The organism is Hymenobacter jeongseonensis (assembly GCF_015694725.1).
Classification (GTDB): Bacteria; Bacteroidota; Bacteroidia; order Cytophagales; family Hymenobacteraceae; genus Hymenobacter; species Hymenobacter jeongseonensis.
In genome coordinates, this window is sequence record NZ_JADQDQ010000002.1 from 273,139 (window position 1) to 293,534 (window position 20,396).

At 59.6% G+C, this 20,396-nt stretch carries 17 protein-coding genes; 6 read left to right on the plus strand and 11 right to left on the minus strand.

The annotated features are described in order from the left end of the window. Positions 1–6: 6 nt before the first annotated feature. Complete coding sequence (locus I2I05_RS04810; RefSeq protein ID WP_196281093.1) at positions 7–942, plus strand: D-2-hydroxyacid dehydrogenase; 936 nt, start codon at positions 7–9, stop codon at positions 940–942. A gap of 241 nt (positions 943–1,183) precedes the next feature. Here I2I05_RS04810 and I2I05_RS04815 read toward each other — a convergent pair whose 3' ends face one another. The 8 genes from I2I05_RS04815 to I2I05_RS04850 all read right to left on the minus strand — a co-directional run bounded on the left by I2I05_RS04815 (position 1,184) and on the right by I2I05_RS04850 (position 9,357). Then, positions 1,184–2,014 carry an enoyl-ACP reductase FabI gene (locus tag I2I05_RS04815; protein ID WP_196281094.1) on the minus strand — a complete coding sequence of 277 codons (831 nt, stop codon included), beginning with the start codon at positions 2,012–2,014 and terminating at the stop codon, positions 1,184–1,186. A 110-nt stretch (positions 2,015–2,124) separates the two neighbouring features. After that, complete coding sequence (recN, locus tag I2I05_RS04820) at positions 2,125–3,795, minus strand: DNA repair protein RecN (protein WP_196281095.1); 1,671 nt, start codon at positions 3,793–3,795, stop codon at positions 2,125–2,127. Between the two features lie 142 nt (positions 3,796–3,937). Then, positions 3,938–4,861, minus strand: coding sequence for a type IX secretion system protein PorD (gene porD / locus I2I05_RS04825; protein WP_196281096.1), 924 nt, complete (start codon positions 4,859–4,861; stop codon positions 3,938–3,940). Further along, positions 4,858–5,508, minus strand: coding sequence for a phosphopantothenoylcysteine decarboxylase domain-containing protein (locus I2I05_RS22290; protein ID WP_196281097.1), 651 nt, complete (start codon positions 5,506–5,508; stop codon positions 4,858–4,860). The genes porD and I2I05_RS22290 overlap by 4 nt, the downstream gene beginning before the upstream one ends. Before the next feature lie 123 nt (positions 5,509–5,631). Beyond that, positions 5,632–6,216, minus strand: a complete 585-nt coding sequence (locus I2I05_RS22295) for a flavoprotein (RefSeq protein ID WP_196281098.1) — start codon at positions 6,214–6,216, stop codon at positions 5,632–5,634. A gap of 138 nt (positions 6,217–6,354) precedes the next feature. Beyond that, positions 6,355–6,702, minus strand: a complete 348-nt coding sequence (locus I2I05_RS04840) for a DNA-directed RNA polymerase subunit omega (protein ID WP_196281099.1) — start codon at positions 6,700–6,702, stop codon at positions 6,355–6,357. Positions 6,703–6,722: 20 nt separating this feature from the next. Beyond that, positions 6,723–7,553 carry an outer membrane protein assembly factor BamD gene (locus tag I2I05_RS04845; protein WP_196281100.1) on the minus strand — a complete coding sequence of 277 codons (831 nt, stop codon included), beginning with the start codon at positions 7,551–7,553 and terminating at the stop codon, positions 6,723–6,725. A 106-nt stretch (positions 7,554–7,659) separates the two neighbouring features. Then, positions 7,660–9,357 (minus strand): OstA-like protein, encoded by a 1,698-nt coding sequence (locus I2I05_RS04850; RefSeq protein WP_196281101.1) that lies wholly within the window; start codon positions 9,355–9,357, stop codon positions 7,660–7,662. A 137-nt stretch (positions 9,358–9,494) separates the two neighbouring features. Between I2I05_RS04850 and I2I05_RS04855 the strand changes: the two genes are divergently transcribed. The 4 genes from I2I05_RS04855 to I2I05_RS04870 all read left to right on the plus strand — a co-directional run bounded on the left by I2I05_RS04855 (position 9,495) and on the right by I2I05_RS04870 (position 13,096). Continuing rightward, positions 9,495–10,046 (plus strand): P-loop NTPase family protein, encoded by a 552-nt coding sequence (locus tag I2I05_RS04855; protein WP_196281102.1) that lies wholly within the window; start codon positions 9,495–9,497, stop codon positions 10,044–10,046. Positions 10,047–10,143: 97 nt separating this feature from the next. Beyond that, positions 10,144–11,475 (plus strand): tRNA lysidine(34) synthetase TilS, encoded by a 1,332-nt coding sequence (tilS, locus tag I2I05_RS04860; RefSeq protein ID WP_196281103.1) that lies wholly within the window; start codon positions 10,144–10,146, stop codon positions 11,473–11,475. A 151-nt stretch (positions 11,476–11,626) separates the two neighbouring features. Continuing rightward, positions 11,627–12,565, plus strand: coding sequence for a malate dehydrogenase (gene mdh / locus I2I05_RS04865; protein ID WP_196281104.1), 939 nt, complete (start codon positions 11,627–11,629; stop codon positions 12,563–12,565). A 126-nt stretch (positions 12,566–12,691) separates the two neighbouring features. Beyond that, entirely contained in the window at positions 12,692–13,096 is a 405-nt protein-coding gene (locus I2I05_RS04870; protein ID WP_196281105.1) for a hypothetical protein, read from the plus strand. Between the two features lie 13 nt (positions 13,097–13,109). Here I2I05_RS04870 and I2I05_RS04875 read toward each other — a convergent pair whose 3' ends face one another. The 3 genes from I2I05_RS04875 to mutL all read right to left on the minus strand — a co-directional run bounded on the left by I2I05_RS04875 (position 13,110) and on the right by mutL (position 17,051). After that, entirely contained in the window at positions 13,110–14,018 is a 909-nt protein-coding gene (locus tag I2I05_RS04875; RefSeq protein ID WP_196281106.1) for a rhomboid family intramembrane serine protease, read from the minus strand. A gap of 59 nt (positions 14,019–14,077) precedes the next feature. After that, positions 14,078–14,863, minus strand: a complete 786-nt coding sequence (locus I2I05_RS04880) for a rhomboid family intramembrane serine protease (protein ID WP_196281107.1) — start codon at positions 14,861–14,863, stop codon at positions 14,078–14,080. A gap of 139 nt (positions 14,864–15,002) precedes the next feature. Next, positions 15,003–17,051, minus strand: a complete 2,049-nt coding sequence (gene mutL, locus I2I05_RS04885) for a DNA mismatch repair endonuclease MutL (RefSeq protein ID WP_196281108.1) — start codon at positions 17,049–17,051, stop codon at positions 15,003–15,005. A 320-nt stretch (positions 17,052–17,371) separates the two neighbouring features. Between mutL and I2I05_RS04890 the strand changes: the two genes are divergently transcribed. After that, complete coding sequence (locus I2I05_RS04890) at positions 17,372–20,341, plus strand: glycoside hydrolase family 3 N-terminal domain-containing protein (RefSeq protein ID WP_196281109.1); 2,970 nt, start codon at positions 17,372–17,374, stop codon at positions 20,339–20,341. Positions 20,342–20,396 lie beyond the last annotated feature (55 nt).

A 20,396-nucleotide genomic window follows, 5' to 3' on the forward strand; every position in this document is an offset into this window, starting at 1 on the left:
CCCCCTATGCGTCTTTTCGTCTATTCGCCCCTGAGCGCCCCTGCCCGCGCCTACTTGCAACAGCACCTTCCGGCCGATATAACAGTCACTTTCAACCACGAATTGTCGAAAGAAGAGTCGGTAGCTGCTTTTCAAACCGCTGAAGTGCTGCTCGGCAACCCGCCACCCGCTTGGTTTGCCACGGTGCCACCCCAGTTGCAGTTTTGGCAAATTGATTCTTCTGGATTTGAGCGCTACCGCAACGTACAGCTGGACGTGCCCGTGGCCAACATGGGCGACTTTTTTGCCTGGCCCTGTGCCGAAACCATGGTGGCCGGCCTGCTTGCCCTCTACCGCCACCTGCCCGAGCTAGCCGTGCTGCAAGCCGAGAAGAAATGGGTGGGCGGCGCGTTTGTGCGCAACCGCGCCCAGCTGCTGCGCGGCCGGCGCGTGGTCATCCTCGGTTCTGGCGCCATCGGCCTGGCGGTGCGGCAGCAGCTCAGCGGCTTCGAGTGCCAAGTGCAACTCCTGGCTCGCACCGACCCACACGCACAGCTTCACTCCAAAGAAGAGTTAAAAGCCGCCTTGCCCGAAACCGACATTGTGGTAAACTGCCTCCCCGGCAGCGCCGACGGCTTTTTCTCAGCCGATTTAGTGGCGGCCATGCGGCCCGGCAGCATCTACGCCAGTGTGGGCCGGGGCAACACCACCGACGAGCCCGCCCTTATCAAAGCCCTGCAAACCGGTCACTTAGGCGGTGCCGTGCTCGACGTAACCGCCACCGAGCCCCTCCCCGCCGACAACCCACTCTGGGGACTACCCAACGTGCTGCTCACCCAGCACACCGGCGGCGGCCAGCCTTCCGAAGACGAAGGCAAAGTAGACGTGCTGCTACGCAATCTGGCGCTGTTGCGCACCGGCCAGCCGCTAAAGAATCTGGTAGAACTGAGCCGCGGCTACTGATACTAGGATGTGATAATAGGGCAGTTGTTGCGACTACCTAATCAAAAACGCCGTCATGCTGAGCGGAGTCGAAGCATCTCTCCCGCTTGGTCAAATTGACTACTTGCGTGGTAAGAATACTTCGACTCCGCTTAGCATGACGGGATTTTGGTTGCCACAATTGACTTCCCCGGAGCTGCAAACGCAAAAAAGCCCAGCTAATTAGCCGGGCTTTTCTTTTCTTTTCTATAACAGGCCGCGCTTATTCTTGCGCGCCGGCCGCTTTCGTCAGCAAGTCCACCACCTCAGCCGAAATGCCGGTGGTGCTGAAGCCGCCGTCGTGCATCAGGTTCTGCATGGTCACGTAGCGGGTCAGGTCCGAGAACATGGCGATGCAGTAGTCGGCGCAAGCCTCGGCGGGAGCATTGCCAAGGGGCGACATCATGTCGGCGAAGTTGTAAAAAGCGTCGAAGCCGGTGATGCCGGTGCCGGCGGTGGTTTTGGTGGGCGACTGCGAAATGGTGTTCACGCGCACTTTCTTGAGCTTGCCGAAGCGCTGGCCGTAGCTGCGGGCAATGCTCTCGAGCATGGCCTTGGCCTGGGTCATGTCGGTGTAGTCGAGGAAGGCGCGCTGGGCCGCGATGTAGCTCAGGGCCACAATGCTGCCCCACTCGTTCATGGCGTCCTGCTTCTCGGCCACGGCCATCATTTTATGAAACGACAGGGCCGACACGTCGATGGTCTGGTTGAAGAATTTGTAGTCCAGCTCGCCGTAGTGCTTCTTTTTGCGGATGTTGGCGCTCATGCCAATACTGTGCAACACGAAGTCAATCTTGCCGCCCAGCTGCTCCTGCGCGCCCGAAAACAGGGCCTCCAACTCTTCCGTCGACGTGGCATCGGCCGGAATGATGGGCGCGTTGCACTCCTCGCTGAGCTTGTTGATTTCGCCCATGCGCATGGCCAGCGGCGCATTGGTGAGCACGAAGCGGGCACCTTCGGCGTGAGCTTTTTGGGCTACTTTCCAGGCGATGGATTGGTCGTTGAGCGCGCCGGAAATGATACCGACTTTGCCGGCGAGGAGATTGTTAGCCATTGAGTGACTGTGTGGTTGAGTGACTAGGTGAAAGCAGCAAGCTGCTGGGCCATCTTGGATTCCAGCGCAAGTTAGCAATTCAACTCAGTCACTCAGCTGCTCAGCCGCACTTAAGCCGCCACCTCGCCCCGCAGTGCCAGCAATTCCCGCGCGCTCTGGAAGGCGTTTTCGCTGGGCTTGGCGCCCGCAATCATATGCGCAATTTCCTTGATGCGGTCGTCCTGGTTCAGCTCGCGGATGCGGCTCACGGTGCGGTCGGCGCGGTCTTCCTTGTACACGAAGTAGTGCACATCACCAGCCGCTGCCATTTGCGGCAAGTGCGAAATGGCCACCAGCTGGTGCTTCTGGGCCATTTGCTGCATCATGCGGCCCACCTTCACGGCAATCTCGCCGGAAATACCGGTATCAATTTCGTCAAATACTATCGTGGGCAAGGCCGTTTTATCGGCCAGCATGTACTTGATGCACAGCATCAGGCGCGAGAACTCACCGCCCGAAGCCGCTTTGCTCAGCGTTTGGGGCTGAGCGCCTTTGTTGGCGGTGAAGAGAATGCTCACCACGTCGGTGCCGCTGGTAGCGGGCGGGCCAATGCTGTGTTGGACTACAATGCGGGCGTGCGGCATTCCCAAGTCGGCCAGCAGCAAGCCCAGCTGCTTTTCAAACGTGGGAAACGACTTGCGGCGGCTTTCCGAGAGCTTGGCAGCTTGCTTGGTCACGGCGGCCAAGGCCGCGTCCGAGTCCTTACGCAGGCGGTTGATTTCCTTATCCAAGTTCAGCACGGAGCTTACTTTTTGGCGCAGGCTGTCGCGCACCTCAATGAGGGCCGGCAAGTCGCGGGCCTGGTGCTTGCGCTGCAGGGTGTAGAGCACGTTGAGGCGGTCCTGCAGCTCTTCGGCGCGGGCGGGGTCCCCTTCGGTGCGGCGCTCGGCGATTTCTACTTCGTCGGCAATGTCGTGCAGCTCAATCAGGCAGCTGTCGAGGCGCTGGCGCAGCTCCTGGAAGTTTTCGCCGTAGCTGGCTACTTGGCCCAGCAGCATCACGGCTTCCTTCATGCTGCCGGTGGCGCAGGTTTCGCTGTCGCGCAGCCCGTGCAGTGCCTGGCTCAGCTTGTATTTGATTTCCTCGGCGTGCTCTAGCTGCTTCACTTCCTGCTCCAGCGCGTCCTGGTCTTCGGTGTCGAGGCGGGCTTCTTCCAGCTCATTCAGCAGAAAGCTATTGTAATCCAGCTCTTTGCTAGCCTGAGCGGCCTGGCTTTCCAGCGTGAGCAGGTCGGCTTCCAGCTTGCGGTACTGCCGGAAGGCGTTGCTGTAATGCGTGCGCTGCGGCACCAGCCCCGCATACAAGTCCAGCAGATTGAGTTGAAATACGGCGTCGCCCAGCAGCAGTGTGTCGTGCTGTGAGTGGATATCCATCAGGTTAGCGCCGATTTTACGCAGGGCTTCCAGCGTCACGGGCGTGTCGTTCACAAAGGCCCGGGACTTGCCGTTCGGGCTGATTTCGCGCCGCAGAATGCACTGCACGTCGTAGTCCAAATCTTCCGCCTCGAAGATGTCTTGCAACTGGTAATTAGCAATATCAAACTGGCCTTCAATCACGCATTTGCGCTCGGTATCGAACAGCATGCGCGAATCGGCACGGTTACCCAACAGTAGGCCAATAGCGCCGAGCATGATGGATTTACCGGCACCGGTTTCACCTGTGATAATATTTAAAAGCGGCGACGGCCGCAGCTCCAATTGTTCAATGAGAGCGTAATTTTTAATCCGTAAATCGACTAGCATAAAAAATTATTACGTCATGCACAGGGCCGCGAAGCATCCCGCGTGTGGTAGTAATTAAAACCGCATACCGGTCGAATTAGTGGCAGCACGCGAAATGCTTTGCGGCCCTCTACTCAACCGTTACGCAGTTCTGATTCCTGTTTTATTTCAGTACCGTTTGGTATTTAGCCGAATTCCCCGGGTCCACTTCTGTGAGCATGGTCACGAGTTGCTGCTTCAGCCGCTGGTCTTGGCTGGTGCGGAAGATATTGGCGATTTCATCGGATTTCGCATCGAAAAACGCCCGGGTGAATAAGGTGCCAGGCCGCGTGACGGCCGCTTTTTGAATGCCGGTGAGCGCCGTCATGACCGAGGCGCGGGCTTCGTCGGGCTTCTCAACAAACAGGTCCAAACCCTGGCGGTAGTACGCATACAGGCCGGTGCGAAATGACTCGAACTGGGGGTCGGTGATGTTATCAAGCAAAAAATGCCGCTCCCGGGAATTGGTGCCGCGCCATCCTTCGTCGGGCTCGCTGGTGCTGGATTGGTTGGCCGAATAATTGACCACATTGCGGGCCAGCTCATAATACGGCGTGCCGCCCAAGCGTGAGAACGTGTCGCGGTCGATGCCGATAACCATATAGGCGTAGTAGCCCAGCAACGACGACAGGTTCGAAACGAAGCTGTTGGGCGAAAAATCCAGCGGATTTTGCGGCGAGTAGTTAAAGTTGAAATTGCGGTCAACCACGCTGATGACGTTGGTTTCGTAGCCGGTGCCGTACACCGGGCGCGTCGAAATCAGCCGCATGGTGGAATTGTAAGTGCCGTTTTGGGGAATGCCCGTGATGCCGATGAACACCCGCAGCCGAATCCGCTCCTCGGGGCGGTAGGTGCCGTTGGTCCACGAGCGGCTGTTGAGGAACGTCCGGATGTCGTTCTGCATCTGCGTCACGATGGTGGGGTCGGTGATGGTGACGTTTTGGGTGGTCACCTGCACTTCGGCCAGCAGTTCCTGCGCCGAAGCAACGGGACCAGCTGCCAGCAGCAGCACAAACAGGGGCAGAAACGCGAGCAGTTTTCGCATCATGGGGTTGGATTCAGATAGCGCAGCACCAAGCTGACCAGCCCGCGGGCCACGTCGGCCTTGGACTGCAACTCAAAATTAACGATTTGGCCGGCGGCGTCCAGCACGGTCACTTTGTTGGTGTCGTGGCCGAAACCCGCGCCCGCATCGCGCAAAGAATTCAGCACAATGAGGTCGAAGTTTTTGCGGCGCAGCTTGTCCTGGGCGTGGGCCAGCTCGTTCGTAGTCTCCAACGCAAAACCGACGGCAAATTGTTCAGGCCGCTTGCGTTGGCCCAGCGTGGCGGCAATATCCACGTTCTTCACCAGCTCGAGCGTGAGCGTGTCGCCCGATTTTTTGATTTTATCCACCGCCACTTCCGCCGGGCGGTAGTCGGCCACGGCCGCGGCAAACACCCACACATCGGCCGCCGCCGCAACTTCGGCCGCCGCCGCGAACATTTGCGCCGCCGTTTCCACGCGCACCGTGCGGATGCCCGGGCTGACGGGGTCGGGCAAGGCGCTTGGGCCGCTTATGAGCGTTACCTGCATGCCCTCGGCGGCAAAGGCCTCCGCCAGGGCGTAGCCCATTTTGCCCGTCGAGCGGTTGCCGAGAAAGCGAACGGGGTCCAGCGGTTCGTAAGTAGGGCCGGCGGTGAGCAGAACGTGCATTGATGACTGTTTAAAGAGAATTAAAGAACGTCATGCTGAGCTTGTCGAAGCATCTCGCATGCAATAGTAATCTGATTACTTGCGCAGTAGCGATGCTTCGACAAGCTCAGCATGACGTTCTTTCTAGCTAGCCTGCAAATCGTTAAAATACCGCTCCAGCTCCGCCATAATTTCCTCGGGCTCCAGCATCCGGCCGGGGCCGCTGAGGCCGCTGGCTAATTCACCGCTGGGCGAATCGAAGACGTGGTTGCCGAACGAGCGCAGCCGGGTTAGGTTTTGGGTCACCGCGGGGTGGGCAAACATGTCCACATCCATAGCCGGGGCCAGAAAAACCGGACACCGGGCCGACAAATATACGGCGCAGAGCAAATTGGGACACAAGCCATTGGCCAGCTGACCGATGGTATTGGCGCTGGCGGGCGCAATTAGTAAGGCATCGGCCCAGAGGCCCAGTTCCACGTGGTTGTGCCATTCGCCGGCGGCGGCATCACGCAAAAAGCCCGTCAGAACGGGCTTTTTGGAGAGCGTGCCAAGCGTGAGCGGCGTCACAAAAGCGGTGGCCGCTTCGGTAAGAATGACTTGTACCTCGGCGCCGGCCTTGACGAGCAGGCGCGTGAGCAGCGCCGCTTTGTAAGCCGCAATGCTGGCGCTGACGCCCAGCAGAATGCGCCGGCCGTGGAGGGAACTGCGGGTTACTGATTCGGCCATGGGGTTTGGTTGCAACAAACAAGAACGTCATGCTGAGCGCAGTCGAAGCATCTCACCCACAAAAGCAAATAAATTACTTACGTGGTAGAGATGCTTCGACTGCGCTCAGCATGACGTGCCAATACGTTCTAAAAGACCCTAGAACAGCTCGCGGGGCACCGGAACTTCCTCCGGAGCGGGCGTGGTGTACTGAATTTTGCCCTGCAGAAACTCCTCGATGGCGAGGCTGGTGGGCTTGGGCATGCGCTCGTACTGCTTGGAAACCTCGATTTGCTCGCGGTTCTCGAACACTTCTTCCAGGTTATCAACCGTGGAGGCGAACTCGGCCAGCCGGTCGTTCAACTCTTCTTTCAGCTTCACCGACAGCTGGTTGGCGCGCTTGGAAATCACGGCGATGGCTTCGTACACGTTGCCATTGTCGCCGGTGATGTCGGCCACGTTGCGCGTGATGATGGAGCTCGACGGGGTGTTGGGATTAGCTTTCATGGGCTGATATTAATTACAAATTAGTTAGAAGCCGACGCCGGAACGTCTTTCAGCTTGAGAATCTGGGCTTGGCTGATGTCGTACATCGCCTGCGCCTCCTTCAGGCTTTTGCTGCGGGGATAGGTATCCAGAAACTGTTGGTAAAAGCTCACCGCCTCCAAAAACCGCTCGCGCTGCTTGGATTCGATGCTTTCCTGCGCCCAAGCGTACTGGGCGCTAAGGCGCAGAAAGGCGGCTTGCTCGGCATAGGCCGAAGCAGGGAATTGCTGCTGAAAATTGGTGAGGGCCACCACCGCGGCTTGGTTGTAGCGCAGTTGGTAGTAGAGCCGGGCGCTTTCGAATGCCTTATTTTCCAGCTTTTTCTGCAGTTCCTGCGACATGCTCTCCGTTTCCGGCTTGAACTTGCTTTCGGGGTACCGGTTCAGAAAATCCTGGATGGATTCCAGGGCCGACACCGTATTGGTCTGGTCCAGCTCAAAGCTGGGCGAGTCAAGGAACAGCGAGCGGGCATTCAAATAAGCCGCTTCTTCCGAGTACTCCGAGTTGGGATAGGTGTCGTTGAACTGCTTGAAGTAGAAGGCACTCAGCACGTAATTGCGCTGTTTGAAATTGGTATTGGCAAAGTAAAACTGGGCCTTTTCAGCCTCGGGCCGGCCTTTCAGTAGCGGAATCAGCTCTTCGAGCAGCGTCCCCGCCCGAAAGAAGTCGCCCTTGTCGTAATAGGCGACGGCGGCTTCGTACTTTTTATTAACGTCGGGGCTTTTCAGCAAACGTTGGTAGCTACTGGCACAAGAGCCCAGAATGAGCGTACTAACGAGCAGAAACAGAACCGTGAGGCGGGAAATCGGCATAAGGGGTGCAAAGGTAACGATTTGAGCCGGCGAAGGCAAACGAACGCGGCTTCTGGTGCGGCAGCCGGGAACAAGAGTGCCCGCCCGCCGCGAAAGGTTGCAGCTACTACCGCCGCGCGGGCGGTTTGGCGGGCAGCACCGTAGCGGCTGGTTTGGTGGGTTGAGCAACAGGCTTGGGCGCTACCACGCGCTTGGCAGGTGCTTTTTTCTTAGCGGGCGCCTTGGGTTTGACCGTAGACTTCGCTTTTCTCTTGGGGGCTGGTCGTTTTTTAGGCCGGTCGTCGAATTGCTTGCCCAACACCTGGCGGCGGGTGGGCCGTTCCTTGGCGCGCCAGTTATAGCCTTTCAGCCGCTCGTCGTCGGGCTTGAGCTCGTGCGGCGGAATGAACTTGGCCTCCGGATTGGTGAGTACGGAAATCTTGTTCAGCTTGCTCTCCACAAACAGCAGCCGCATGTTGGCCGACAGCACGCGGTTCATGCCCGTGGTGGCGGTGTCGTTGTCCAGCGCGTAAAAGATGCTTTCCGCGTTGCCGAGCACATCCACGCGCCGCATCTTGTTGTCGCGGAAATAGGCCATCATGTTGCGGCCCTTGGTCTGGTTGAAGTTCAGCAGCGTGTCCTGACTCACGGCAAACGCGTTGGCGTACAGCCGCATCTCATCCACGCGCCCGCGCTTCGAGCGAATCTGCATGGAATCGGCGGTGAGCTGGTTTTTGGCCTGCCACAGCACCGGGTCGCGGTTGAGGTAAATGATGCTATCCTGCCGGTCGTAGGTCAGCGAGTCGCAAATCCCCTGCAGGTTGCCCCGGAAAATCTGCACCTTCGGGTAGGCGTAGAGCACCGTTCGGGTAGTGGTTTGGCCGGGCCGGGCTTCCACGCTTATCAACGTGTCGGCAGCCATGTACAAGGTGTCCTTTTCGCTGATATTGCGCACCACCGGCCGGCCGCCGTAGAGCTTGGTACGGCCCAGGCCCCGCCAGTAGCGGCCCACGTCGCCGCGCAGGGTCAGGTTGTCTTTCTTTGAAATCAGGCTGACGTGGCCGCGGGCCACCCCGTATTGCTTCACCTCATCATACACCAACTCATCACCGCCTAACAAGTAGTTGGGGGTATCAATTTTGGCGTTTTGCTTGAAGTTAGAAACCCGGGTAATGGTATTGTAATTGCCCCCTTCTGCATAAAGATTGCCACTCTTGCCTTTGATGCGCGTCGGTCCATCGAAGTAGGCAATTTTCGAAACCGTGTTGTAGCGCAACAAGTCGTTGTTCAGCTCCGAATCGGGCGTGACGAGGTGCACGTTATTCGTAAACACGAACACCTTGGAGTTGGTATCGTAAAAGCCCTGCTGGCTGTCGAGCGTGTTTTGCGGGTCGGTGAGGTGACCGGTTTCGGTGTAGGAGGCCGTTTTGCGGTTGAGGTCGTAAACCAGGCTGGGCGTGGTCAGGGTCATGCGGGTGTCGCGCATCACCACGTTGCCCGTCATGCGGGCCGTGCGCTTGTCGCCGTCGTAAAAGCCGCGGTCGCCCGTAATGGTCATGGTGTCGCTCTGCAGCACGCGCACGTTACTGAAGGCTTCCACCTCGTTGCGTTCGAGGTATTGGTAGGCCGAGTCGCAATACAGAAACGTGTCGTCCTGCTGGAAGCTGACGTTGCCTAGCAGCTTGCGGATTTTCACGCCGTTAAAATCGCCGCCGAGCAGTTTTTCAGTCGTCAGGAGCTTGATGGGCGCGCCTTTGGCAGCGGCTGGGGCCGGCTGACCGGGCGCCGGGGTCGGGCGTTGTGCCTGCCCTAACAGTGGCAGCAACAGAACGAGCAGAAGAAAAAAGACGCGGAATAAGGCCATTCGGGGCTCAAAGGTACGGCAGTAGGCCGGGCGTAACGCGCATCTTTGCAGACTAGTGCCCAAAGCGGGCATTTCGGGCCGACGCAATCCGTCACTTTATGAAACTGTACCTTTTCGGCGCGTCCGGAACAGGCGTCACCACCCTGGGCCGTGCCTTGGGCCAGGCGCTTAGCCTTCCCTATTTCGATACCGACGCGTACTACTGGTTGCCTTCGGACCCGCCCTTCACCGTGCGCCGCCCCGCAGCCGCACGCGACGCCGCGCTGGCGGAAGACTTCACGGCTCATCCGGCCTGGGTGCTGGGCGGCTCGCTCGTAAGCTGGGGCACCCAGTGGCTCACGGATTTGGATTTGGTCGTATTTCTGTGGCTTCCACCGGCGTTGCGCCTGCGCCGCCTGCACCAGCGCGAGTTGGAGCGCTACGGCAACGTTATTTTTACGGACCCAACGCGTGCTGCCCAAACCCAAGCCTTTCTGGATTGGGCCGCCGGCTACGATGATAATTCCTGCGGCGGCAGCCGCACCTTGGCTACCCACACCGCCTGGCTCGGCCAGTTTACCAGTCCGGTGCTGGAGCTGCGCGGCGACCTGTCGGAAACGCAGCGCCTGGAAATGGTGCTGGCCCGGCTGCAGAAGCCGGTGTTGCCATAAGTTTTTTTGTAGTTCGTGCGATTAGCCGACAATTACCTCTCGTTCGGCCGCAACAGCTCAGCAAGTATTTTGCCCTCCTATTATTTTTTGTTGATTCATGTTAGACAGTGTCCGCCAGTTTATTGAAGAGCACAACTTATTTTCCATCGAAAACGACTCCGTGCTGGTGGCCGTCAGCGGCGGGCTCGATTCGGTGGTGTTGCTGGACGTGCTGCACCGCCTGGGCGTGCAGGTGGCCGTGGCGCACTGCCATTTCGGCCTGCGCGGCGAAGACGCCGACGCCGACGAGCAGTTTGTGCGCAAGCTGGCCAAGCAATACGGCCTCCCCTACTTCGCCGAGTTTTTCCAGACCAAGGAATTTGCCGAGCAAGAAGGCATTTCGACCCAAATGGCGGCCCGCTTCCTGCGCTACCGCTGGTTTGAGCAGGTGCGCGCTACGCAGGGCCTGGCCTACATCGCCACGGCCCACCACCAGCGCGACCAGGCCGAAACCATGCTGCTGAACCTGACCCATGGCACCGGCCTGGCGGGCCTGCACGGTATTCAGGCCAAAAACGGCCTCGTGGTGCGCCCGCTGATGGGCCTGGGCCGCGACGACCTGCACGAATACTTGGTGGAGCGCGGCCTGCGCTGGCGCGAAGACGACAGCAACGACAGCCCCGTGTACCAGCGCAACCTGCTGCGCATCGAGGTGCTGCCCGTGCTGCGCGAAATCAATCCCAACCTCGACCAGACCATGCACGGTACCGCCGAACGCGTGGGCGGAGCCGAAGAAATTGTGCGCCGCTACGTGGAAGATACCACCGCCCAGGCGCGCCGCGACGAGGCCGAAGTAACGTACCTCAACATCGCCACGCTGCAGAAAACCGCCGCCACTACGCTGGTTTTGCACGAAATGCTGCGCCCCTTCGGCTTTTCCTGGCTGATGGTGAAAGACATTGTGGCCGCTTTCCCCGGCGAGTCGGGCCGGCGCTTCGACTCGCCCACGCACCGGCTGGTGAAGGACCGCGAGAATCTGGTTATCACGCCGCGGCGGCTCACCCAGTTCGGCACGTTCCAGCTGGCTGCCGGCCAAACCGACCTGCTGGCCGACGGCATGCGCCTAAAAGCTGAACTGCACGACGACGCCAAGCACTTCATCATTCCGCGCTCCAAAAGCACGGCGGCGCTCGATGCGGATAAAATCAAATTCCCGCTCACACTGCGCAAGTGGCAGGAAGGCGACTGGTTCATGCCCCTGGGTATGAAAGGCAAAAAGCTACTCAGCGACTTCCTCATCGACCAAAAAGTACCCCTCAACCTGAAAGACGACGTGCGCGTGCTGACCTCGGCCGATGGCAAAATCTGCTGGGTGGTGGGCTGGCGAGTTGACGACCGGTTCAAGGTGGAAGAAACCACCGAGCGGGTGCTGACTGTGCAAAGAATGTAGCGTGGACTCTGCGAGTCCGCGTGGGGCTGCATCGTTCGCCTCTCGTTTGCCCACGCACGGACTCGCAGAGTCCACGCTACAATTACAAGTGAAGGGTAACGATGCAGGCGTTACTTTTGCCCGAGTAATCCCAACCCCAACACCTTCTCCTATGAAAGTTACCGTAGTCGGAGCCGGCAACGTAGGCGCAACCTGCGCCGATGTGCTCGCCACCCGTGAAATTGCCAACGAAATTGTTCTGGTGGACATCAAGGAAGGCATTGCCGAAGGCAAAGCGCTTGACATCTGGCAGAAAGCCCCAATTATTGGGTACGATTCGCGCACCGTGGGCGTCACCAACGACTACGCCCGTACCGCTGATTCGGATGTGGTGGTGATTACTTCGGGCCTGCCCCGCAAGCCTGGCATGAGCCGCGACGACCTAATTTCGGTGAATGCTGGCATCGTGAAGTCGGTAACCGAGCAGGTAGTAAAATACTCGCCCAATGCCGTCATCATCGTGGTGAGCAACCCGCTCGACGTGATGACCTACCAAGCCCACCTCACCGCCAAACTGCCCCGTGAAAAAGTATTCGGCATGGCCGGCATCCTGGACACGGCCCGCTACCGCGCCTTCTTGGCCGAGGCCCTGAACGTGAGCCCCAAAGACATTCAGGCCGTATTGATGGGTGGCCACGGCGACACCATGGTGCCCCTGCCCCGCTACACCACCGTGGGCGGTATCCCCGTTACCGAACTCATCGGCAAAGCCGAGCTCGACGCTATTGTAGAGCGCACCAAAAACGGCGGTGGTGAGCTGGTGAAGCTCATGGGCACGTCGGCGTGGTACGCGCCCGGCGCGGCCGCCGCGCAAATGGTGGAAGCCATTGTGCGCGACCAGCGCCGCGTGTTTCCCGTGTGCCTGGAGTTGCAAGGCGAGTACGGCATCAACGGCGTGTACCTCGGTGCCCCGGTTATCCTCGGCAAAAACGGCGTGGAGCGTGTGATTGAGCTGCAGCTCAACGACGAAGAGAAGGCCATGCTCGAAACCTCGCGCGGCCACGTGAAGGAGGTAATGGACGCATTGGACAAGATGGGCCAGCCCGCGTAACGGCGGTTTTTTCAGCTTCGTGAAAACGGCCGACCTTTTAAAAAGGCCGGCCGTTTTTCTTTGCTTGATGGCGGCAAAAGATTTCCTACTTTGCAGGCCCCGTAAGCTTCCCACCCACCTACCCGTATGAAAAAAGAGCTTACCAACTCCTTTGACAAGGTGTTTCTGACCATTGAGTTTGATAAGGCCAACAATTGGGTGTACAACGATTGGGTAGGCGTATTGCCCACCGAGAAAGTTATTCAGGGCTGCCAGGCTACTCTCGATTTCCTGCGCGAAAATCCGTGCCCGCACATGCTCAACGACAACCGCAAAGTGGTGGGCTCGTGGAGCGCCGCAAACGACTGGATTGCGGCCAACTGGATGCCGGAGGCCTTGGCCTTGGGGCTGAAGCGCTTTGCGCACATCGTGTCGCCGGGCATTTTCGGGCAGGCTTCAGCTTCCGAGATGAGTACCCGCGTGGGCACGCAGTTTGAGATGCGGCTATTCGAAGACGTAGAATTGGCCAAGGCTTGGCTGAGGCTGGCGTAATCTTGGCCTGCCCCTACTGCTGGCTTGCCCGGAAGAGTTTCTGCTTTTCTTCCTTGGACAGGCTTTCGTAGCCGGAGCGCGAAATTTTATCGAGAATCGTGTCGATTTCGTCCTGCAAGGGCTGGTTGGCCACGGTTGCTTTTTTGCTGCCGCTGACCGAGGTGGCGGTCACGGGTTCGGGGCGACGGGTGCTGCTCACGCGCATGGCCGGCGGCCGGTTGAAGAGGTTGGCGAAGAAATTGCCCACGGCTTGCACCGGGCGGCCCAGGTCGCGCCCCGCCTGTAGCTGCTTGATGAACACAAACCCAAGCAGAGCGCCGCCCAGGTGCGCAATTTCGCCGCCGGCATTGCCGCCGTTTACCCCAGCCAAGGAAAGGATGACGACCACGGCCGCAATCCACTTAATCTTGACCGGCCCAATCAGGATGAGCGAAAAAGTGTAATCCGGCAGCAGGGTGGCCGCCGCCACGATTATGGCCGTAACAGCGCCCGAAGCGCCCACAACCAATGCGCCGGGTCCATCGGCTAGTTTTGGAATCAGGTTGTAGCTCAGCAGAAATAGCGCGGCCCCCGCGATGCCGCCCAGAATATATAGGCTCACCAGCCGCCGGTCACCCAAGTATTCCCGAATTAACTTACCGAACCAGTACAGGTTCAGCATGTTCCAGAGAATGTGAAAGAAGTCGCGGTGCACGAAGGCATAGGTCAGCACCGTCCACGGGTGCCGCAGCAGCACCCACAAGTCGGACGGCAACTCGAGTTGCCGCGCAATCAGCGTTCGGGCCGTATTGGCGCCGCTCAGGCCCAGCACGGCATTGATGACAACCAACGCGGCATAAACCAGCACATTAATAAAAATGAGCTGCATGAGGGCATTGTCGCGGCGACTAAACGCAGTGCGGATATCTTGAACGATGCTCATGGCACGAAGTAAACGAATGGGACGAATTCAGCAGCTAGCGGATAAACCGGGTTGATTCTTTAATAAAAACGCTCCCGGCCGCCTTCCCAATACTTCACCAAAATGAAGCCAAAGAGCAGGCCGCCCAGGTGCGCGAAGTGGGCCACGTTGTCGCCGGGCGTGCGGTGCACGCCGGCATACAGCTCGTAGGCCGCGTAGAGGAATACAAAATACTTCGCTTTGATGGGAAAGGGAATAAAAAGCAGAAATAATTCGGTGTTGGGGAATAAATAAGCGAAGGCGAAGAGCAGGCCAAAAAGTGCCCCGGAGGCACCCAACATTCCCGATTTATAGCTGGCCTCCACAATGGCGTCCAACGTGGAATTGGCCGAGCTGATGTATTCGGGGTCGTTGGGATTTTTCGACATCTCCCGGCCCACTTGCTCTACGCCTTGTTGGTCGGGCATGTTTTCGCGAAAGAACTCCACAAAATTGGCGCCGGACGGCTCCTGCCGAAACTCCTGCCGGGCTTGCTCCAGCTTATTCACTTCGTAATAGCGCACCCCTTCATAGAGCACACTGGCCCCGATGCCGCAAAACAACCAAAACACCAGAAAACGCTGCGGTCCCCAGCGCTGCTCCAGCAGCGGGCCAAAGGAAATCAGACCGAACATATTGAAAATAAGGTGCATCCAGCTACCGTGCAGAAACATGGAAGTGGCGAACTGCCACGGATAGAAATACGGAGAACCGATGGGATACAGGCTGCCTAGTTGGGTGAGCAAAGGCAGGAAATACGTCTGCGCCGCAAAGAAGAAAATGTTCGCAAAAAGCAGGTTTCGAACAGTCGTAGTCAGGTTGAGCATGCAACAAAGTAAAGCCCCAACCAGGGGCCGCGCAGCAACGCGCTGGTGGGAGAATCGGTGAACGGTGAATTAGCCGGCCCGTGGGAAAGGGCCGGCCGTAGCAACGGTCCTGCCTAAAAGACGCAGGACCCGAAGAAGGTTACTTACGGAAAAAATCGGCCAGCTGCTGCCCGTCCAGCAGCACCAGGGTTTTGCGCCCGTCGGGCGTGTAGCCGGGCACCTGGCAGGCAAAAAGACGGTCGGCCAGGGCGCTAAGCTCGGCCTCGGGCAGGCGCGTGGCGGCCGTGCCAGCGGCCACGCGGCGGGCCAGGGCGCGGGCCAGGCTTTCGCTTTGGTCGAGCTTGAGCGGGCCGGCCGTGGTTCGGAACTGCTCAATCAGGCTTTCGAGCAGCTCCTTCTCGTCCTGAGCGGGCATGCCGGCCGGAATGGCCTCCACGGCAATGGTGTTGGGCCCAAACTCCACAAAAATGAAGCCCAGCGCGTGCAGCGGCTCGGTCAGCTCGCGCAGCACGGCAAAATCGGCGGGGTTGAAAGTGACCGTGCGCGGGAACAGGAGCATTTGCGAAGTGCCCACGGCACGGCCCAGTTCCTGGCGGTACTGCTCGTAGAGGATGCGCTCACGGGCCGCCTCCTGGTCGATGAGCAGCACGCCCGACTTCACGGGCACCAGCACGAAGCGCTGCTGCACTTGCAGGGCCCGGCTGCCGCTGCCCTCCCGCTCCCGGGCAGCGGCCGGCGGGGTGGCCAGCCCCTCGGGCGGCGCAAGGCCCAACGACAGTCCTTCGGCGCCAATCGCAGTCGGCTCGCTCGTGGGCGACGTTTCGAAGCTGCGCATGGTGGCGCTGTCCAGCGCGGGCTGGTCCTTCACGGGCTGGCCCAGCTCGCGGTAAAAGGCTTCGAGCTCACGGCGGGCCTGCTCGGTGGGGCGCGGCGGCAGCTGGCGCTCGTAGCCGTCGCGGTGGGTATCGGCGTTGAAGTTGGCAAAACCCGAAGGCCCGGCTGAGGGGCGACCGGAAATTGCCGCCGCGGCCAAGGCATCGGGGCGGTAGCCGTCGCTGCTGGCGGCACGGGCGGCCGAGGTAGCCGCGGGCAGGTGGTCGTCGGCTTCGGTGGGGACCTGGCCGGTGCCTTTGCCAGTGCGCAGCGGGCGGATAGGGGCGAAATTCACATCGCCATCAAAATCCAGCGAGGGGGCAATGTTGTGCAGGCCCAGGCTCTGCTTCACGGCGGCGCGCACCACGGCGTACACGGTTTTTTCGTCTTCGAACTTGATTTCCGTCTTGGTGGGATGCACGTTGATGTCGATGGCCTTGGGGTCCAGCTCCAGAAACAGCACGTAGAACGGGTGGGTATCGCGGGCCAGCAGGCCTTCGTAGGCCGCCAGCACGGCGTGGTTCAAGTAGGCCGAGCGAATGAAGCGGTTATTGACGAAAAAAAACTGGTCGCCCCGGCTTTTCTTCGACGACTCCGGCTTGCCCACAAAGCCTTTCACTGAAATGGAATGCGTAATTTCTTCGCAGGCGGCCAGCTGCTCCTTGTAGCCGTTGCCGAGCAGTGCCACAATGCGCTGGCTGAGCTTGCCGGCGGGCAGGCCGAATACTTCCAACTCGTTTTGATAGAGCGAAAAGGCAATGTGCGGATTGGCCAGCGCCACGTGCTGAAACTCGTCGAGGATGTGCCGCATTTCCACGGCGTTGCTCTTGAGGAAATTGCGGCGGGCCGGCACGTTGAAAAACAAGTTCTTGACCGCAATACTGGTGCCATCGGGGCAGGCGGTGGGCTGCTGGCTGGTCACCTGCGAGCCTTCGACCAGCAGCAGCGAGCCGGTGTCGTGCTCACGCTGCTTGGTGCGAATCTCCACCTGGGCCACCGCCGCGATGCTGGCCAGGGCCTCGCCCCGAAAACCCAGCGTGCGGATGCGAAACAGGTCGTCGGTAGAGCGGATTTTGCTGGTGGCGTGGCGCTCCAGGCTCATGCGGGTGTCGGTGGGCGACATGCCAGCGCCGTTGTCCACGACTTGCACCAGTTGCTTGCCAGCTTCTTTCACAATGAGCTGAACCTGCGTGGCGCCGGCGTCGACGGCATTTTCCAGCAGCTCCTTCACCACGGAGGCGGGGCGCTGCACTACTTCGCCGGCCGCAATCTGATTGGCGAGGTATTCGGGGAGCAGGTGGATGATATCGGGCATGGGAGAAGACGTACGCTGCAGCTTGCGCTGGCGGAAACAAATGGAGCTAACCAGCACGTCAACAAGTGGAAACGTGACCGGCAATAATCAGAAATCGGCCGCGTTTCAAACCCGGAACGGGGTTTTCTGCGTACCTTCGCGGCTAAATGCCACCACTTCGGCACGAAATTTTACGGCATTTGCCGTGACTATTTCGCCTCGAAGCCGGTTGGGGTTGGAACCTCCAAACCTAGCCAGCAGGTTCCGCTGATAACCACGACAAAAGTACGGCCTTCGCGGCCCGTTTGCCCTTGAACCAACCCACCAACCCCACGGGGCTGATGCGCATCCCTCTCCAGCTAGCCCTTGCGGTCATGCTGTTGGCAACGGGCTTGCTGCTGTCGTTTTCCGAAGTACCCAAGCTGCCGGGCGACCCGCTGCCCACCTCCCCCGCCGAAACGGCCTGGGTTGACAGCGTGTTCAATTCGCTCACGCCCGAACAGCGGCTGGGCCAGTTGTTTATGGTGGCGGCCTACTCCAATAAAGACCGAGCCCACGTCAACCGCATCGAGCAGTTGGTGCGCAGCCAGAACATTGGCGGCGTCATGTTTCTGCAGGGCGGCCCCAAGCGGCAGGCCATCATCACCAACCGCTTGCAGGCCGCCGCCAAGGTGCCCCTGCTCATTGCCATGGACGCCGAATGGGGCCTGGATATGCGCCTCGATTCGTCGGCCCACTTTGCCAAGCAAATGACGCTGGGCGCAATGGACGACCCCAAATACGTGTTCCAGATGGGCCGCGAAATTGCCCGCAAGATGCGGGCGCTGGGCGTGCACATCAGCTTCGCCCCGGTGATTGATGTGAACTCCAATCCCGGCAATCCCGTCATTGGCAACCGCTCGTTTGGCGAAGACCAGGAACAGGTGGCCAAGCTGGGCATTCAGTACATCAAAGGCTTGCAGGATAACGGGGTGATGGCAGTGGCCAAACACTTCCCCGGCCACGGCGACACCGATACCGACTCGCACGTGGCGCTGCCGGTTATCAACACCGATTTGGTGCGGCTGAGCAAAGTGGACCTCGTGCCCTTCCAGCAATCCTTCGAAGCGGGCGTAATGGGCGTGATGGTGGCCCACCTCTACATGCCGCTCTTCGATACCACCAACGCCAAAACCACCACCCTGTCGCGGGCCTTGGTTACGGACTTGCTCAAAACCAAGATGGGCTTCAAAGGCCTGACGTTCACCGACGCGCTCAACATGAAGAGCGTGAGCAAGCTGTATAAGGACGGCGAACTCGACGCCATGGCACTGGCCGCCGGCAACGACGTGCTGCTGTTTTCGGAAGACGTACCCTCGGCCTTGCTACGCATTCGCGAGGCCGTGGCGGCGGGCAAGCTCAACCAGGAGGATTTGGATTTCCGCATCAAAAAGATTTTGCGGGCCAAGCACTGGGCTGGTCTGTCGAAGTACCAGCCGGCCCCCTTGGCCGTGCTTCGCGACAGCCTCAACCAGACTTCTACGAAAGTGCTGGCGCAAAATATTTTCGAGCACGCCGTCACCGTTGTTAAAAACGACGACAACCTGCTTCCCTTCAGGCGGCTCGATACCCTGCGAATTGCCGCCATCACCATCGGCACCCAGGCCGAAGGGCCCTACGCTACTATTTTTAATAAGTATCAGCCCGGCTCGGTGTATGCAGTTCCGAACCGCTACGCCGATGACAGCACGTTTACCCGAATTGCGGCCCGCCTCAGCGGCTACAACGTGGTGGTGGTGAGCCTGCATAGCATGAACAACACGCCCAGCCACAGCTACGGCATGGGCGACGGAGCGTTGAAATTCATCAAGCAGCTGCAGGCCGTTCCCAACCTGAAGACGGTGGTGGTGGCCATGGGCAATGCCTACGGCTTGAAGTATCTGGAAGGTGCCCGCACGCTCGTCTGCGGCTACGAAGACCACTACGCGGCCCAGCTGGTGGTGCCGCAGGTGCTCTTTGGGGCGCTGCCGGCGCGCGGCAAGCTGCCGGTTACGGTGTCGCCCACGCTCAAAGTCAACACCGGCATTGCCACGCCAGAGCTGCAGCGCCTGCGCTACGCCACCCCCGAAAGCCAGGGGCTGAACTCGCGCGTACTGGCCCAAATCGACAACATTGCTCTCGAAAGCCAGACCTACGCAGCGGCACCAGGCTGCCAGGTGCTGGTGGCCCGCAACGGCACCGTGGTATTTGACCAGAGCTACGGCTACTGTACCTACGACCAGTCGCAGCCCGTAACCAGCAGCACCTTGTACGACCTGGCTTCGGTAACGAAGGTGGCCGGCACCCTGCAGGCCGTGATGTACCTCAAAGACCAGGGCAAGCTGAACCTGGACGCCAAGGTGGCCACCTACTTACCCGAGCTGGCGCGCACCAACAAGCGCGAGATGACCATCCGCGACGTGCTGATGCACCAGGCGGGCCTCAAGCCGGGCATTCCGACGTGGGAGCGCACGGTGAACAGCCGCGGCCTCAAGCCTACTTTTTACGCCAGCACACGCTCCGAAGAATTCCCCAACGAAGTAGCGCCCGGCGAGTACAGCACCAAAGCCGCCGATGATTCGGTGTGGGCCTGGACGATGCGGTCGAGCCTCATGCCCAAAATCAAGGGCAAGTACCCCATCGAGTATTCCGACCTGAGCTTTATTGTGATGAAGCGGGTGTGCGAAAAGATTCTCAGCCAGCCGCTGGACGATTTTCTGCAGCAGAATTTCTACCGGCCGCTGGGCTTGGGGAGCATGACCTACAACCCGCTGCAGCGCTTCCCGAAGAGCTGCATTGCTCCCACCGAAAACGATACCTATTACCGCCGCGGGCAACTGCAAGGCACGGTGCACGACCAAACTGCGGCCCTCGTGGGCGGCGTGGGCGGCCACGCCGGCTTGTTTGCGACAGCCAACGATTTGGCGGTGCTGATGCAGATGAACCTGCAGAACGGGCGCTACGGCGGCTCCCGCTACTTCCAAAACCCGGTGGTGACGGAATTTGCCCGCAGCCGGGTGCCCGGCAACCGCCACAGCCTGGGCTGGGACCACGGCGACCCGAGCAAACCCACCGGACCCACTAGTAACCTGTCGTCGCCCAGCACCTTCGGCCACACCGGCTTCACGGGCACTTGCGTGTGGATGGACCCGGACAATGAGATTCTCTACATCTTTCTGTCGAACCGGGTGTATCCGGATGCGGGCAACAACAAGCTGCGGCAGTATAATATCCGCACCCGCATTCACGACGTGATTTATAAGTCGTTGGCGGCGGGGAATTCAAAAAAGTAGGTCCCGCGCAACCTTTTTAGCGGGCCAGCCCTCATGGCAGTAATTGTAGTTGAAG